11 protein-coding genes are annotated in these 14,217 nt (G+C 70.8%); 9 read left to right on the plus strand and 2 right to left on the minus strand.

All coding sequences use genetic code 11. The features are described from left to right. The first annotated feature begins 183 nt into the window (after nucleotides 1-183). Entirely contained in the window at nucleotides 184-1,620 is a 1,437-nt protein-coding gene (locus ABS772_RS18790) for a phospholipase D-like domain-containing protein (RefSeq protein ID WP_350396336.1), read from the plus strand. Here ABS772_RS18790 and ABS772_RS18795 read toward each other — a convergent pair. Then, nucleotides 1,514-2,290: an endonuclease/exonuclease/phosphatase family protein gene (locus tag ABS772_RS18795; protein ID WP_350396337.1), complete on the minus strand. Its 777-nt coding sequence runs from the start codon at nucleotides 2,288-2,290 to the stop codon at nucleotides 1,514-1,516. The genes ABS772_RS18790 and ABS772_RS18795 overlap by 107 nt on opposite strands. A 79-nt stretch (nucleotides 2,291-2,369) precedes the next feature. Beyond that, entirely contained in the window at nucleotides 2,370-3,161 is a 792-nt protein-coding gene (locus ABS772_RS18800) for an enoyl-CoA hydratase (RefSeq protein ID WP_350396338.1), read from the minus strand. Between the two features lie 143 nt (nucleotides 3,162-3,304). Here ABS772_RS18800 and ABS772_RS18805 point away from each other — a divergent pair, with 143 nt between their 5' ends. The 8 genes from ABS772_RS18805 to ABS772_RS18840 all read left to right on the plus strand — a co-directional run bounded on the left by ABS772_RS18805 (nucleotide 3,305) and on the right by ABS772_RS18840 (nucleotide 13,926). Continuing rightward, the gene (locus ABS772_RS18805; RefSeq protein WP_350396340.1) at nucleotides 3,305-3,916 is read left to right on the plus strand and encodes a nitroreductase family protein; all 612 of its coding nucleotides are present in this window, start codon (nucleotides 3,305-3,307) and stop codon (nucleotides 3,914-3,916) included. A gap of 143 nt (nucleotides 3,917-4,059) precedes the next feature. Continuing rightward, nucleotides 4,060-5,679, plus strand: coding sequence for an AMP-binding protein (locus ABS772_RS18810; RefSeq protein WP_350396375.1), 1,620 nt, complete (start codon nucleotides 4,060-4,062; stop codon nucleotides 5,677-5,679). Nucleotides 5,680-5,740: 61 nt separating this feature from the next. Beyond that, complete coding sequence (locus tag ABS772_RS18815; RefSeq protein WP_350396341.1) at nucleotides 5,741-6,220, plus strand: hypothetical protein; 480 nt, start codon at nucleotides 5,741-5,743, stop codon at nucleotides 6,218-6,220. A gap of 212 nt (nucleotides 6,221-6,432) precedes the next feature. Further along, complete coding sequence (gene ahcY, locus ABS772_RS18820; RefSeq protein WP_238255854.1) at nucleotides 6,433-7,839, plus strand: adenosylhomocysteinase; 1,407 nt, start codon at nucleotides 6,433-6,435, stop codon at nucleotides 7,837-7,839. A 494-nt stretch (nucleotides 7,840-8,333) separates the two neighbouring features. Then, on the plus strand, nucleotides 8,334-10,859 hold the full coding sequence (locus ABS772_RS18825) for a sensor histidine kinase (protein ID WP_350396343.1): 2,526 nt from the start codon (nucleotides 8,334-8,336) through the stop codon (nucleotides 10,857-10,859). Between the two features lie 156 nt (nucleotides 10,860-11,015). Beyond that, entirely contained in the window at nucleotides 11,016-12,638 is a 1,623-nt protein-coding gene (gene tsaE / locus ABS772_RS18830) for a tRNA (adenosine(37)-N6)-threonylcarbamoyltransferase complex ATPase subunit type 1 TsaE (RefSeq protein ID WP_350396344.1), read from the plus strand. Between the two features lie 32 nt (nucleotides 12,639-12,670). Then, nucleotides 12,671-13,417, plus strand: a complete 747-nt coding sequence (locus ABS772_RS18835) for a nucleotidyltransferase family protein (protein ID WP_350396345.1) — start codon at nucleotides 12,671-12,673, stop codon at nucleotides 13,415-13,417. Between the two features lie 59 nt (nucleotides 13,418-13,476). Continuing rightward, nucleotides 13,477-13,926 (plus strand): tellurite resistance TerB family protein, encoded by a 450-nt coding sequence (locus tag ABS772_RS18840; protein ID WP_350396346.1) that lies wholly within the window; start codon nucleotides 13,477-13,479, stop codon nucleotides 13,924-13,926. Nucleotides 13,927-14,217: the final 291 nt, after the last annotated feature.

Below are 14,217 nucleotides of genomic sequence, written 5' to 3' on the forward strand. Positions count from 1 at the left end.
ACCTGAGGACAAGATGGTGAAGGCTTTCGAAAGGCGCGACCGCCGGACCCGGCCGGCCCGCCTCACGTTCGAGGTTTGTTCTAGCACGCGGCACCGATTTGTGGCGAGCCGCCTGTTCGCCGCGCGAGGCTTGGCTTATCTCGGCCGTTCCTCGGCGGGGCAGGGCGGCAGGCAGGCGGACAGGTGGAAGAAGTCCTCACCCGGTGGCTCGGCACGACGGCCTCGCTTCGCACCGAACTCGTCGCGGCCATCGGCCTCGTGATCTCGCTCGGCGTCAGCGTCCACGTGCTGCTGCGCAAGCGGGTGGTGGGCGCGGCGATCGGCTGGATCGGGCTCGCCTGGCTCGCGCCGGTCTTCGGCAGCCTGCTCTACGTCACCTTCGGCATCAACCGGGTCGAGCGGCGCGCCCGGAAGCTGAAGCGGCGCCCGTCGCAGGCGATCGACGACACGCCGCAGCCCTCCGCCCACGTGCCGGAGGCCTACCGGGCCCTCGACCGGGCGGTGCAGGCGATCACCGGCCTGCCGACGGTGGCCGGCAACCGGGTCGCGATGTTCCGCAACGGCGACGAGGCCTATCCGGCGATGCTGGCGGCGATCGGCGAGGCGCGCCGCAGCGTCGCCCTGTCGAGCTACATTTTTCGCGACGACACGATCGGCCGGGCTTTCTGCGACGCCTTGAAGGCGGCCCAGGACCGGGGCGCCGACGTGCGCGTCATCCTCGACGGCATCGGCAGCGGCTACTTCTATCCCGCCGCGTGGCGGCGGCTGCGCCGGCTCGGCGTGCCGGCCGGCCTGTTCATGCATTCCGCTCTGCCTTGGCGGATGCCGTTCCTGAACCTGCGCACCCACAAGAAGCTGCTGATCCTCGACGGCCGTGTCGCCTTCACCGGCGGCGTCAACATCTCCGACGGCAACCGCGTCGCGGAGAAGCCGGACTTCCCGATCCGCGACACCCATTTCCGGATCGAGGGGCCGGTGGTCGAGCACCTGACCCAGGCCTTCATCGCCGACTGGCTGTTCGTCAGCGACGAGGAACTCGAGGGCGAGGCGTGGCTGCCGCCGCTGTCGCCCGCCGGCGACGTCACCGCCCGCGTCGTCACCTCCGGGCCCGACGCCGACATCGAGAAGATCGCGACGGTGATCCTCCAGGCGATCACCTGCGCCCGCTCGTCGATCCGGCTGACGACGCCCTACTTCCTGCCCAATGATCTCATCGTGAACGCGCTCTGCCTCGCGGCGACGCGCGGCATCGAGGTCGACGTGGTCATCCCCAAGACGAGCGATCACCGCTTCGTCGATTGGGCGACCCGCGGCCACATCGATCCGCTGCTCAAGAGCGGCGTGCGGATCTGGATCGACGGCCCGCCCTTCGACCATTCGAAGGCGATGACCGTCGATGGGCAATGGTGCTTCATCGGCAGCGCCAACTGGGATTCGCGCAGCTTCCGCCTGAACTTCGAGCTCAACGTCGAGATCTACGACACGGCGCTCGCCCGGACGCTCGAACGCTTCATCATGGGGAAGCGCCAGACCCGTCTGACGCGGGACGACCTCGACGCCCGCCTGCTCCCCGTACGCCTGCGCGACGCAGCCGTCCGACTGCTTCTGCCATACCTCTGAGCCGCCCGACCGCGGCGGCGCCCTCCGGCGCGGGCGAGAGACGCACCACGATCGGGTGGTGATCGGACAGGCCGCGGGGCAGCACCAGACGCTCGTGGCAGACGAGCCCGCGCACGAGGCAGCGGTCGAGCCGCAGCGGCAGCACGTCGACCATGGCATGGGTCGGCCGCCGGGGGCCGACGTCGCGGAAGCCCGGCAGCAGGGCCGGGCCGACGATGTTGTAGTCGCCGAGCACCGCCGCGCGCACCGGAAGGTGGCTCTCGATGCGCCGGAGCTGGCGCCGGTTCAGCACCTGCCCGTGCGAGAGATGGACGTTGGCGACGCCAAACGCGCCCCAATCGAGCACCTGGCAGACCCGGTCGATCAGGACGCCCGGCGGCAGGGTGACGATCTCGGGCGCCTTCGTCCACTCGGTCGGGCTCCACATCGCCAGCCCGTGGATGCGGCCGGGCAGCTGCGCCCAGGCATAGACGCCGCCGACCCGCTCCTTCAGGCCGGCGATCTCCTTCGTCGCCTCCTGCATCAGCAGCAGGTCGGGCCGCTCCTGCTCGATCAGGGTGACGAGGCAATCCACCGCCGCGCCGGTGCGGCGCAGCAGGTTCCAGCTGACGATTTTTTTGGAGTCGGGGCCAGGCACGGGAAGCATCGGCGGGGAGCGTCTGAGGAGCATGCGAGTCCATTTGCCCAGGGCTCGTGACGGCTTCAGGGCGGCGCGTAGGCAATGCGCAGGCCGCCGATCGGTTCGTGCCTCAGCGCGCCTTTCGGCCGAGGAACGCGCCGATCCCCTCTTCCGCCGCCCGCGCCAGCATGTTCTCCGTCATCACCCGGCCGGCATGGGCGTAGGCCTCGGCCAGCGGCATCTCCAGCTGCTCGTAGAAGGCCCGCTTGCCGACTCCCACGGCATAGGGACTGCGCGCGGCGATTGCCCCGGCGAGCGCCTGCGCGGCGGCGAGGGCACCGCCCGCCTCCACCACGTCGTTGACGAGGCCGAGGCGCCGCGCCTCCTCCGCATCCGCCATGTCGGCGGTGAGCAGCATCCGCATCGCCGCCTTGCGCGAGAGGTTGCGCGAGAGCGCCACCATCGGCGTCGAGCAGAACAGGCCGATCTGCACGCCCGGCGTGGCGAAGCGCGCCTCGGCGCCCGCCACCGCGAGATCGCAGGAGGCGACGAGCTGGCAGCCGGCGGCCGTCGCGACGCCCTCCACCGCCGCGATCACCGGCTGGGGCAGGGCGGGAATCGCCATCATCACGCCCGAGCACAGCGCGAACAGGTCTTCGAACGCCTCCGCGCCGCGGTCGCTCTCGGCGCGGTAGCCGGTCATCTCCTTGAGGTCGTGTCCGGCGCAGAAGGCGGGACCGACCGCCGCGAGCACCACGGCGCGCACGTTTTCATCCTCGGACAGGGCGGCGAAGGCCTCGCGCAGGGCTTCGAGCAGGGCGCGGGAGAGGGCGTTGCGGGCACCCGGCCGGTTCAGCGTGAGGGTGGCGACGCCGTCGCGGTCCTCGCGTAGCAGAATAGAGCTCGATCCGGTCTCGCTCATGGGCATCCTCGCGATCGCTGATGTCGGCCGCACTGTTTTCGCGTGTCGTGAGAGGCGCGGCAACGCCACCCCCTAGCCCGCTCTTGTGCACTGCCATACCGTGCGCCGCACGAGAGACCGCCCAAGCCTGGAGACCGCCCCCGGTGACCGACGAGACGACCCGCCCCAGCACCCGCACGCCCGACCACGCCATCGACCCGATCTTCACCGAGCGCTGGTCGCCGCGCGCCTTCACCGGGGAGGCGGTGCCCGAAGCGGAGCTGCTGCGGATGTTCGAGGCGGCGCGCTGGTCGCCCTCCTCCTACAATTCGCAGCCCTGGCGATTCGTGTACGCCCTGCGCGGCACGCCGGAATGGGACCGCTTCTTCGACCTCCTGGTGCCGGGCAACCAGAAATGGGCCGACGGCACCGGCGCCCTGGTCATCCTCGTCTCGAACACGCGGATGAAGGTCGGCGACGAGTTCAAGCCGTCCGCCAGCCATTCCCTCGATGCCGGCGCCGCCTCGCTCGCCTTCGCGCTCCAGGCCAACCGGCAGGGCTGGCACGTCCACGGCATGGGCGGCTTCGACAAGGAGCGGGCGGTGACGGTGCTGAACGTGCCCGAGCATCACCGCGTCGAGGCGGCCTACGCGGTCGGACGCGCCGCGCCGTGGGCCGAACTGACCGAGGAGCAACGGGCCAAGGAGCAACCGAACGCCCGCCGCCCGATCACCGACTTCGCCTTCCGCGGCGGCTTTCCGCAACGCGAAGACTGAGCTGCTAGAACTGCGGGCAGGACGCGGATTGTGCCTGCCCGAGCGCGGGCGGATGAGAGACGGCCGGCTCCACTGCGACGCGGCGGCCGGCAGGACGAAACAGGACCGGCGCGGGGGGCCGCCGCAGGTTCGAGGACATGGCCGTGCCGGAGCCGGCGGACACTTACGAAAGACTCGTCGCGGATTTCCGCTGGGAGATCCCTGAGCGCACCAACATCGCGGCCGACGTCTGCGACCGCTGGGCGCTGACCGAGCCCGACCGCACCGCGCTTCTCGTGCTCGATGCACGGAACCGCCCGGAGCCGGTGAGCTACGGCCGGCTGCGCGCGGATTCCCTGCGGCTCGCATCGGCTCTGGCCGCGCGCGGCGTCGCGCCGGGCGACCGGGTGGCGGTGCTGCTGCCGCAATCGGCGGCGGTGGTGGTGACCCACTTCGCCGCCTACCGGCTCGGGGCGGTCGCGCTCCCGCTCGCCGGCCTGTTCGGGGAGGAGGCCCTGCGCCACCGCCTCGCCGATTCGGGCGCCCGGGCCATCGTCACCGACGTGGCCGGGCTGGCCAAGCTGGGGCGGCTGCGCGCCGACCTGCCGGACCTCGCCACGATCCTCTCGGTCGACGGCGCCACGGAAACCGCGGAGGACTTTTTCGCGGTTCTGGACGGCGCCTCGGAGGCGTTCGAGACGCGGGCGACCGGGCCGGACGATCCGGCGCTGATGATCTACACCTCCGGCACCACCGGCCTCGCCAAGGGGGCGCTGCATGGCCACCGGGTCCTGCTCGGCCACCTGCCGGGCTGGACCCTGATGCACGGGTTTCCGCCCGAAGGCACCGGGCTGATGTGGACACCCTCCGACTGGGCCTGGGCCGGCGGCCTGCTCAACGTGCTGATGCCGTCCCTGCGCCTCGGCATGCCGGTGGTCGCCCGACCCTCCGGCCGGTTCGAGCCGGAGGCGGCGTTCCGGCTGATGGCGGATCTTCGCGTCACCCACGCCTTCCTGCCGCCGACGGCGCTGCGGATGCTGCGCGGCGTCGCCGAGCCGCGAAAAAACTTCGACCTCTCCGCCTTGCGCAACATCGCCTCGGCCGGCGAGGCGCTCGGGGCCGAGACCTTCGAATGGGCGAAGCATGCCCTCGGCCTCACCATCGGCGAGGCCTACGGCCAGACCGAGTGCAACCTCGTGCTCGCCTCCTGCGCGCGGGTCGGCGTCGCGCGGGCCGGCGCCACGGGCAAGCCGGTGCCCGGTCACCGCGTCGCCGTCCTGCGCGCGGACGGAACCGAGGCGGACACCGACGAGACCGGCGAGATCGCCGTGCAGGCGCCCGACCCGGTGCTGTTCCTCGGCTACTGGCGCCAGCCGGAGGCGACCGCGAAAAAGTTTCGCGACGGCTGGTGGATGACCGGTGACCAGGCGCGGCGCGACGCGGACGGCTACATCCGCTTCGTCGGCCGCGAGGACGACCTCATCACCTCGGCGGCCTACCGGATCGGCCCGGCGGAGATCGAAGCCTGCCTCTGCGCCCACCCGGCGGTGGCGCTCGCCGCCGCGGTCGGCGTGCCCGACGCCCTGCGCACCGAGGTCGTGAAGGCGTTCGTCACCCTGCGCGCCGGATTCGCGCCCTCCGAGGCGCTCGCCGCCGAGATCCTCGCCTTCGCCAAGGCGCGGCTCTCCGCCCACGAGGTGCCCCGCGCGCTGGCCTTTCGTGAAACCCTGCCGATGACGACGAGCGGCAAGATCATCCGGCGACAGTTGCGGGACGAGGGGTGACGCAACCGCAGAGAGGGGCGTATCTTCGACGGACCTGCCGATCGTCGCGGGATGCCGACGCATGAAGGGCCGAACCTTCGTCCTCTGCTTTATTAGCGCCATCCTTCTGACCCTGGCGGCGATGATCGCGCTGCCGGCCGTGGCACTTCTGGGAATGCGCGCGCCTCCGCTGACACCGGCGACGCCTCCGCTGCTGCAGGGCGTCAAGGCCGCGGGCGGCTGGTTCAGCGAAGGGTGTCGAGACCCCGCGGCCGCGACGGTCTTCGCCGGTCTGCGGGAAGCGGTTTCTCCCGATCTGACGACCCGGCTCGCGAGCACCTTTCCGGCAGGCAGCGAGGCCGATGCTCTCCAGGCGGCCCTGCTCGCCCAGGGCTTCCGAATGAAGGAGCCTTGCAGGGATGATCCTGCGGTGCATCGCGCCGCCTTCGTCCAGACGGGCGGCGGGTTGGCCTTCCCCGTTCGCGCCGTCGTGGCCTGGAAGCGGACGGCAACCGGGCAGATCGCATGGGTGAAGGGCTTCGTCTCCTACCAGGGCCTGTGACCGGGCGCCGCCACCGGCACCGCTCGCCGGCAGCCTGGAATTAAACGCATAAAGACATCTTTATGTCTTGATTGCTCCGTAAGCCGCGCCCTGCTACAGGGATGGCCGACCCGGCCGGGCGAACCGGCCGACGGATCGGGCCAATGCGCCGGGCCGACGTGCCGGAACGACCGGCCGTTTCGCGCCGGCCGCGACTGAAAAGGGATACCGAGATGGCAGCTGCCAACGATTACATCGTCCGCGACATCGGGCTGGCCGATTACGGCCGCAAGGAAATCTCGATCGCCGAGACCGAGATGCCGGGCCTGATGGCGACCCGCGCCGAATACGGCGCGAGCCAGCCGCTCAAGGGCGCCAAGATCGCCGGCTCGCTGCACATGACGATCCAGACCGCGGTGCTGATCGAGACCCTCAAGGCGCTCGGCGCCGACATCCGCTGGGTGTCGTGCAACATCTACTCGACCCAGGACCACGCCGCCGCCGCCATCGCCGCCGCCGGCATCCCGGTCTTCGCCGTGAAGGGCGAGACCTTGGAGGAGTACTGGGACTACACCTCGCGCCTGTTCGACTGGCATGACGGCGGCCTGCCGAACATGATCCTCGACGACGGCGGCGACGCCACCATGTTCGTCCATCTGGGCCTGCGCGCCGAGAACGGCGACACCGCCTTCCTCGACAAGCCGGAATCCGAGGAGGAGGAGATCTTCTTCGCGCTCCTCAAGAAGAAGCTCGCCGAGAAGCCGAAGGGCTGGTTCGCGGGTCTCGCCGACTCGATCAAGGGCGTCTCCGAGGAGACGACGACCGGCGTGCACCGCCTCTACAACCTCGCCAAGGAGGGCAAGCTGCTCTTCCCGGCGATCAACGTGAACGACTCGGTCACCAAGTCGAAGTTCGACAACCTCTACGGCTGCAAGGAGTCGCTGGTCGACGGCATCCGCCGCGGCACCGACGTGATGATGGCCGGCAAGGTCGCCATGGTCGCGGGCTTCGGCGACGTGGGCAAGGGCTCGGCCGCCTCGCTCCGCAACGCCGGCTGCCGCGTGCTCGTCTCCGAGATCGATCCGATCTGCGCTCTGCAGGCGGCGATGGAGGGCTACGAGGTCGTCACGATGGAAGATGCCGCGCCGCGCGCCGACATCTTCGTGACCGCCACCGGCAACAAGGACATCATCACCATCGAGCACATGCGGGCGATGAAGGACCGCGCCATCGTGTGCAACATCGGCCACTTCGACAACGAGATTCAGGTCGCGGGTCTCAAGAACCTCAAGTGGACCAACATCAAGCCGCAGGTCGACGAGATCGAGTTCGCCGACGGCCACCGCATCATCCTCCTCTCGGAGGGCCGCCTGGTGAACCTCGGCAACGCGACGGGCCACCCGTCCTTCGTGATGTCGGCCTCCTTCACCAACCAGACGCTCGCCCAGATCGAGCTGTGGACCAACCCCGGCAAGTACGAGCGGCAGGTCTACACGCTGCCCAAGACCCTCGACGAGAAGGTCGCGGCCCTGCACCTCGAGAAGATCGGCGTGAAGCTCTCGAAGCTCCGCCCCGATCAGGCGTCCTATATCGGCGTTCCGCAGAACGGCCCGTTCAAGCCGGAGCACTACCGCTACTGATCGGCGCTCGCGCACCCGGCTTCGCAGGAAGCCGGGTCGTTGGCCCCATCGGCTCCGAGACAAGATTCGCGGCGGAAGCCCGGCCCCTGGCCGGGCTTTTTCCGTTCCGGAGACGCTCCTCGCCGGCACCCGGCAGCGAGAGCGCGTCCGGCGAAACTGTTTTCCCGGTCGCCCCGGAAGCGCGGCCATAGATTTCGGCACCCTCCCGCGCGCCGATCATTCTCAAGACTTCGTCAAGAGGCCATTTCGGTGGTGTGGCTTTTGGGTGCTGTGCGGCGCCGGAATGCAGGGCGAAACCGTTCGGGGCCATAAAGGCGCTTCCTGCCGGAATCGACCCCGCGTTACAGTGGCGCGAATCTTCGGAAGCAGGTGCCCGCGCGGCGGCGGCAAGCCGAACGCGGCGGCAGGCATTTGCCCGGCGCTTTCCGGGAGCTTCCAGGCTGTGGGCGCGAGCTCCGCGGAGCGCCGGGCATGGGTTGGGTTGGGGGCGGGACATGGGTCTGGAACGGGCGGCGCGCGTTCTGTCGCGCGTCGGCGTCCTCGTCGTCGCGGCACCGGTCGTGGCACTCGCCGAGGGCGGTCCGTCCATCGAAGCGAGGCCGATGCTGGGAGCGATGCACACGCACAACGTCGCCGGCCTCGCCGTCATCCTCGGCCTCATCCTGTTCGCGACCATCCTGTCGCTGGTCTACCTGCGCGAGCGCGTCGGCTGGACGCGCAAGGAACGCGTCTTCCAGGACGAACTGGCCCAGCTGCGCGGCGCGCACGACCGGGCCGAGATGCTGCTCCACTCCGAGCGCCAGGTTCTCGTCTCCTGGGCCGGTCGCGGCGAGCCGAGCATCGTCGGCGATGCGGGCTTCGCCCAGGATCTCCGGGATCTGCGGCATCAGGAGGCTTGGTCGCCGGACGCGCGCGGTTCGCGGCACCTGCTGACCTTCGGCACGTGGCTCACGCCCCAGGATGCGCAGCTCCTCGAGGCGGCGGTCGCGACGCTGCGCGAGCGCGGCACCGGTTTCCGGATGAACCTGCGCAGCTTGGCCGGGCGCTTCATCGAGGCGCAGGGGCAGGCGGTGGGCGGGCGGGCGCTGCTGCGCCTGCGTGAGACCACCGAGGAGCGCCGCGAGCTGATCGAGCTGCGCCACAGGCTGGACGAGGCCAAGCGCGGGTTCGCCGCACTCGCCGGCCTGCTCGACGCGCTGCCGCAGCCGGTCTGGCACCGGACGCCGGACGGGGCGCTCGCCTTCGTCAACAATGCCTACGCCGCCGCCGTCGAGGCCCCGAACCGCGAGGCCGCCCTGAGCCACGGCCTGGAGCTGCTCGACCGCGGCGCCCGCGAGCAGATCGCCCGCCAGCCGCGGCGGCACGGCCTCGCCCCCCAGCCCTTGCGCCTCTCGGCGGTGGTGGCGGGCGCGCGCCGCACCCTCGACGTCAGCGAGAGCACCCTGGAGACCGGCCGCGTCGGCATCGCCGTCGACGTCTCGGAACTGGAGAGCGTGCGCGCCGACCTGCAGCGGCAGATGGATGCCAACGTGCGCACCCTCGATCAGCTGCCGACCGCGGTGGCGATGTTCGACGCGCGCCAGCGCCTGATCTTCCACAACGCCGCCTACCAGCGCCTGTGGGATCTCGACCCGGCCTTCCTCGAAGGCCGCCCGCTCGACGGCGAGATCCTCGACCGCCTGCGCGCCGCCCGCAAGCTGCCCGAGCAGGCCGATTTCCGCTCGTGGAAGGCCGATGTCCTCGCCGCCTACCGCGCGGTCGAGCCCACCGACACGCCGTGGTACCTGCCCGACGGGCGGACGCTGCGCGTCGTCGCCGACCCCAACCCGCAGGGCGGCCTGACCTATCTCTACCACGACGTCTCGGAGAGCATGAAGCTCGCCTCGCGCTACGACGCGCTGATGAAGGAGCAGGCCGAGACGCTGGAGGCGCTCAAGGAGCCGGTGGCGGTGTTCGGCGCCGACGGGCGCCTGACGGTGGCCAACCGCGCCTTCGCCGTCACCTGGCGCCTCGACCCGGCGACGCTCGCGGGCAAGCCGCATGTCGACGCGGTGATCGCCGCCTGCCGGACGATGACGCCCGACCAGAGCCCCTGGGCCGGCATCCGCCAGTCGATCACCGGCCTCTCCGAGACCCGCAGCGGCCATGCCTGCCGCCTCGACATCAACGACGGCACGGTGCTCGACTGCTCCTCGCAGCCGCTGCCGCTCGGCGCCACGCTCCTGACCTTCATCGACGTGACCGCGAGCGCCAACGTCGAGCGGGCGCTGACCGAGAAGAACGACGCCCTGGAGCGCGCCTCGCAGCTGCGCGACACCTTCGTGCACCACGTCTCCTACGAGCTGCGCTCGCCGCTCACCAACATCATCGGCTTCACCCAGCTGCTGGGCGACGAGACCGTCGGCGCGCTGAACGAGCGCCAGCGCGAATATTCCGAGCACATCATGCGCTCGTCCGCCGCGCTGCTCGTCATCATCAACGACATCCTCGACCTCGCCTCGATCGATGCCGGCTCGCTCGAACTCCAGCGCGAGACCATCGACGTGCGCTCCACCGTGGAAGCCGCCGCCCGCGGCATCGAGGACCGGCTGGCGGAATCCGATATCGGCCTCGACCTCGACGTGCCGGAGGACATCGGCAGCGTGTTCGCCGACGGCAAGCGCGTGCGCCAGATCCTGTTCAACCTGCTCTCCAACGCGGTCGGCTTCTCCGAGCCCGGCCAGCAGGTCCGCGTCGAGGCGCGGCGCGAGGGGACGGCGCTGCGGCTGACGGTGATCGACCGCGGCCGCGGCATCGCGCCCGAGGTCATCGACCGGGTGTTCGACCGCTTCGAGAGCAACACGCTGGGCACCAAGCACCGCGGCGTCGGCCTCGGCCTCTCGATCGTGCGCTCCTTCGTCGAGCTGCATGGCGGCCGGGTCGAGATCCACTCGGCGCCGGGAGCGGGCACCCGCGTCACCTGCCTGTTCCCGGTCGAGACGCCGCCGGACAATGGCGGCCTCGCCGAGGCCGCCGAGTAGGGACGGGCGCTCGCGGAATCGGGTTCGGGTCGGCGGGCGCCGAAGGGCGGGGGCTCACCGCGGGTGCGGAAAAAGGGTTAAACATCCCCCGCTAGGATGGTTGAGGCTTAACCCTGACCGGGGTGGCCGTTCGCGGCTTTGCAGAGGATTGGGGCGTTGAGCGAGGTTCCGGACAGCACGGCGGGAAGCCCGCGGCCCGGCCCGTCGCAGGGTGAGGCGCAGCCGGCATCGCCGCGGCGCGCCGCCTGGGAGGTGCTGCTGCCCGAGGAGGGCGCGACCGAGGACATGGCCGCCTTCCTCGCCGGCATCCTCATGCCCGGCGACCTCGTCGCCCTGTCCGGCGGGCTCGGCGCGGGCAAGACCACGCTCGCCCGCGCGATGATCCGCGAGCTGGCCGGCGACCCCGCCCTCGAAGTGCCGAGCCCGACCTTCACGCTGATGCAGCCCTACGAGACCCACTCCGGCCGCACGGTGATCCACGCCGACCTCTACCGCCTACGCGGACCCGACGAGCTGGTGGAACTCGGCTTCGACGAACTCTCCGAGACCGCGATCACCCTGGTCGAGTGGCCCGAGCGGCTGGGTGCGCGCGAGAACCCCACGCTCACCGTCGAGCTGTCCCTGCGGCCGGAATTCGGCGAGGAGGCGCGCCTCGTGCGGATCGACGGCACCGGCGACATGCGCGAGCGGCTGGAGCGGGCTCGCGCCGTCCGGGCGCTGCTCGCCCGCAGCGGCTGGGACGAGGCCGAGCGGGTGCTGATGCAGGGCGACGCCTCCTCGCGCGCCTACGAGCGGCTTGTGAAGCCGGACGGCGAGACCGCGGTGCTGATGATCTCGCCGCCCCGGCCCGACGGGCCGCCGGTCAAGGACGGGAAGCCCTACAGCGCGGTCGTCAAGCTCGCCGAGAGCATCCACGCCTTCGTCGGCATGGACCGGGCGCTGCGGGCGATCGGCTTCTCGGCGCCGAAGATCCTGGGCGAGAACCTCAATGCCGGCCTCCTGATCCTGGAGGATCTCGGCGCCGAGCCGGTGACCGAGAACGGGGCGCCGCGGCCGGAGCGCTACGCCGAGGCCGTCCGGCTGCTGGCGAAGCTCCACGCCACCGATCTGCCGACGACCGTGCCGGTGAGCGAGGGGATCGACCACGCCATCCCGCCCTACGACCTGGAAGCCCTGCTGTTCGAGGCGGACCTTCTGCCCGAATGGTACGCCCCGGCGATCCGCGGCGCGACTCTGTCGCCGGAGGCCCGCGGCGCCTTCCGCGACCTCTGGGCCGAGGCGCTGAAGGATCTGATCGCCGAGCCCGCCACCTGGACCCTGCGCGACTACCACTCGCCCAACCTGATCTGGCTCCCCGAGCGGACCGGGCTCGAGCGGGTCGGCGTGATCGACTTCCAGGACGCGGTGATGGGCCACCCGGCCTACGACGTCGCCTCGCTGCTGCAGGACGCCCGGGTCGATGCCAGCGCCGATTTCGAGCTGCGGCTGCTCGGGCTCTACATCCGCGAGCGCCGCGGCCGGGACATCGGCTTCGACATGCAGGCCTTCGCCCGCGCCTACGCGGTGCTGGCAGCGCAGCGCGCCACCAAGATCCTCGGCATCTTCGCCCGCCTCGACAGGCGCGACGGCAAGCCGGGCTACCTCGCCCACCTGCCGCGCGTGGAAGGCTATCTCGCCCGCAACCTCGCCCATCCGGCGCTGGCGGGCCTGCGCGCGTGGCACGAAACCCACCTGCCGAGCCTCGTCGCAGCGCGGCCGGACGTCGACCCCACCCCCTGACCGCTCCACCCGAACCGGCCCGTGAACGCGTCATGAGCGACGAGCAGACTCCCAAGAGAATCACCCGCGCCTTCGTGCTCGCGGCGGGCCTGGGCAAGCGCATGCGCCCGATCACCGCGACAGTGCCGAAGCCCCTGGTCGAGGTGGCCGGCAAGGCGCTGATCGACCACGCCCTCGACCGGGCGGCGCAGGGCGGCATCGAAACGGCGGTGGTCAACGTCCACTGGCTCGCCGACCTGATGGAGGGCCATCTCTCCCACCGAAGCGGCGCACCGGCCATCGTCGTCTCCGACGAGCGGGAGGCGCTGCTGGAGACCGGCGGCGGGGTGAAGAAGGCGCTCGACCGGTTCGAGGGCGAGCCCTTCGTGGTGTTCAACTCGGATTCGTTCTGGCTGGAAGGGCCGCGGCCCAATCTCGGCCGCCTGATCGAGGCCTGGGATCCCGAGACGATGGACATCCTGCTCCTCGTCGCCCCCACGGCGACGAGCCTCGGCTACGAGGGGGCGGGCGACTTCGACATGGACCCGGACGGCCGCCTGAGCTGGCGCGGCGAGCGCGAGGTCGCGCCCTTCATCTATGCCGGCGTGGCGATCCTGAAGCCGGAGCTGTTCGCTGACACGCCGGAGGGCTCCTTCTCCCTGACCCTGCTGTTCGACCGGGCGATCAAGCGCAACCGGCTGCAGGGCCTGCGCCTCGACGGGCAGTGGCTGCATGTCGGAACGCCGGACGCGATCCAGGCCGCCGAGGCGCGCGTGCGGGAGAGCGCGCAGATCGTTTGAGCAGCGCCCGCGTTGTCGGGACTCTTCTACCGGGCTCTGCGGCAAGGCTTTCTCACGACATGAGCTTTCTCCACGACGCGGTCGAGCGGTTCCGCACCACGCTCAAGGCCTATGCCGGCGACGAGACGCTGATGCAGGCAGCGGTCTCGGCCTGCGCCAACGTCGCGGTCGCCGACGGCGAGCTGCTGACCGAGGAGTTCGAGACGGCGCTCGCCGGGATCCGGGCGAACCCGATCATCGAGAAGGGCTACGACAGCCTGATGCTGGAACACGCCCTCTACGAGGCGCTCGGCCGCGCCCGCACGCGTGCCGGCCGCGCGGAGAACCTCGTGCGGATCGGCGCGATCGCCGACCGCCCGGAGGAGCAGCGCCGCAACGTCTTCCTCGTCGCGGCGGATGTCGCTGACCACGAGGGCATCGGCCGCGAGGAGCACGCCGCCCTGGCCGAGGTCGGCGCCGCGCTCCGGCTCGACGGGGACGCGCTGCTGAGGCGGTTTCCGGAGGTGTGAGCCGGCTTCCGGTTGATCACTTCGGGCATTGCCCCTCTCCTCCCCCTTGTGGGGAGGAGGCAGGAGGTGGGGGTGGTTCAGGATGAGGCGATGCGGTGCCTTCTGCACCACCCCCACCCCGAGCCCCTCCCCACGAGGGGGAGGGGACAGGCCATGCCTTGACCGACGCGATCAACCGGACACCGTATGAGCCGGCTTGCGCTTAATCGCTTCGGTCTCTCCTCCGTCATTGCGAGGCGAAGCCGTGGCAATCCAGGGCGCGACCTTTCCGGAGAGGTCGCGCTCTGGATC

Origin of the sequence: Methylorubrum podarium (genome assembly GCF_040270385.1) — a bacterium.
Taxonomy (GTDB): Bacteria; Pseudomonadota; Alphaproteobacteria; order Rhizobiales; family Beijerinckiaceae; genus Methylobacterium; species Methylobacterium podarium.

What these genes read in the sequence shown, in the direction of transcription:
- ABS772_RS18795 (WP_350396337.1), bottom strand. Translation starts at nt 2,290, where the DNA reads ATGCTCCTCAGACGCTCCCCGCCGATGCTTCCCGTGCCTGGCCCCGAC.
- ABS772_RS18800 (WP_350396338.1), bottom strand. Translation starts at nt 3,161, where the DNA reads ATGAGCGAGACCGGATCGAGCTCTATTCTGCTACGCGAGGACCGCGAC.
- ABS772_RS18815 (WP_350396341.1), top strand. Translation starts at nt 5,741, where the DNA reads ATGAAGGGCCGAACCTTCGTCCTCTGCTTTATTAGCGCCATCCTTCTG.
- ahcY (WP_238255854.1), top strand. Translation starts at nt 6,433, where the DNA reads ATGGCAGCTGCCAACGATTACATCGTCCGCGACATCGGGCTGGCCGAT.
- ABS772_RS18825 (WP_350396343.1), top strand. Translation starts at nt 8,334, where the DNA reads ATGGGTCTGGAACGGGCGGCGCGCGTTCTGTCGCGCGTCGGCGTCCTC.
- ABS772_RS18835 (WP_350396345.1), top strand. Translation starts at nt 12,671, where the DNA reads ATGAGCGACGAGCAGACTCCCAAGAGAATCACCCGCGCCTTCGTGCTC.
- ABS772_RS18840 (WP_350396346.1), top strand. Translation starts at nt 13,477, where the DNA reads ATGAGCTTTCTCCACGACGCGGTCGAGCGGTTCCGCACCACGCTCAAG.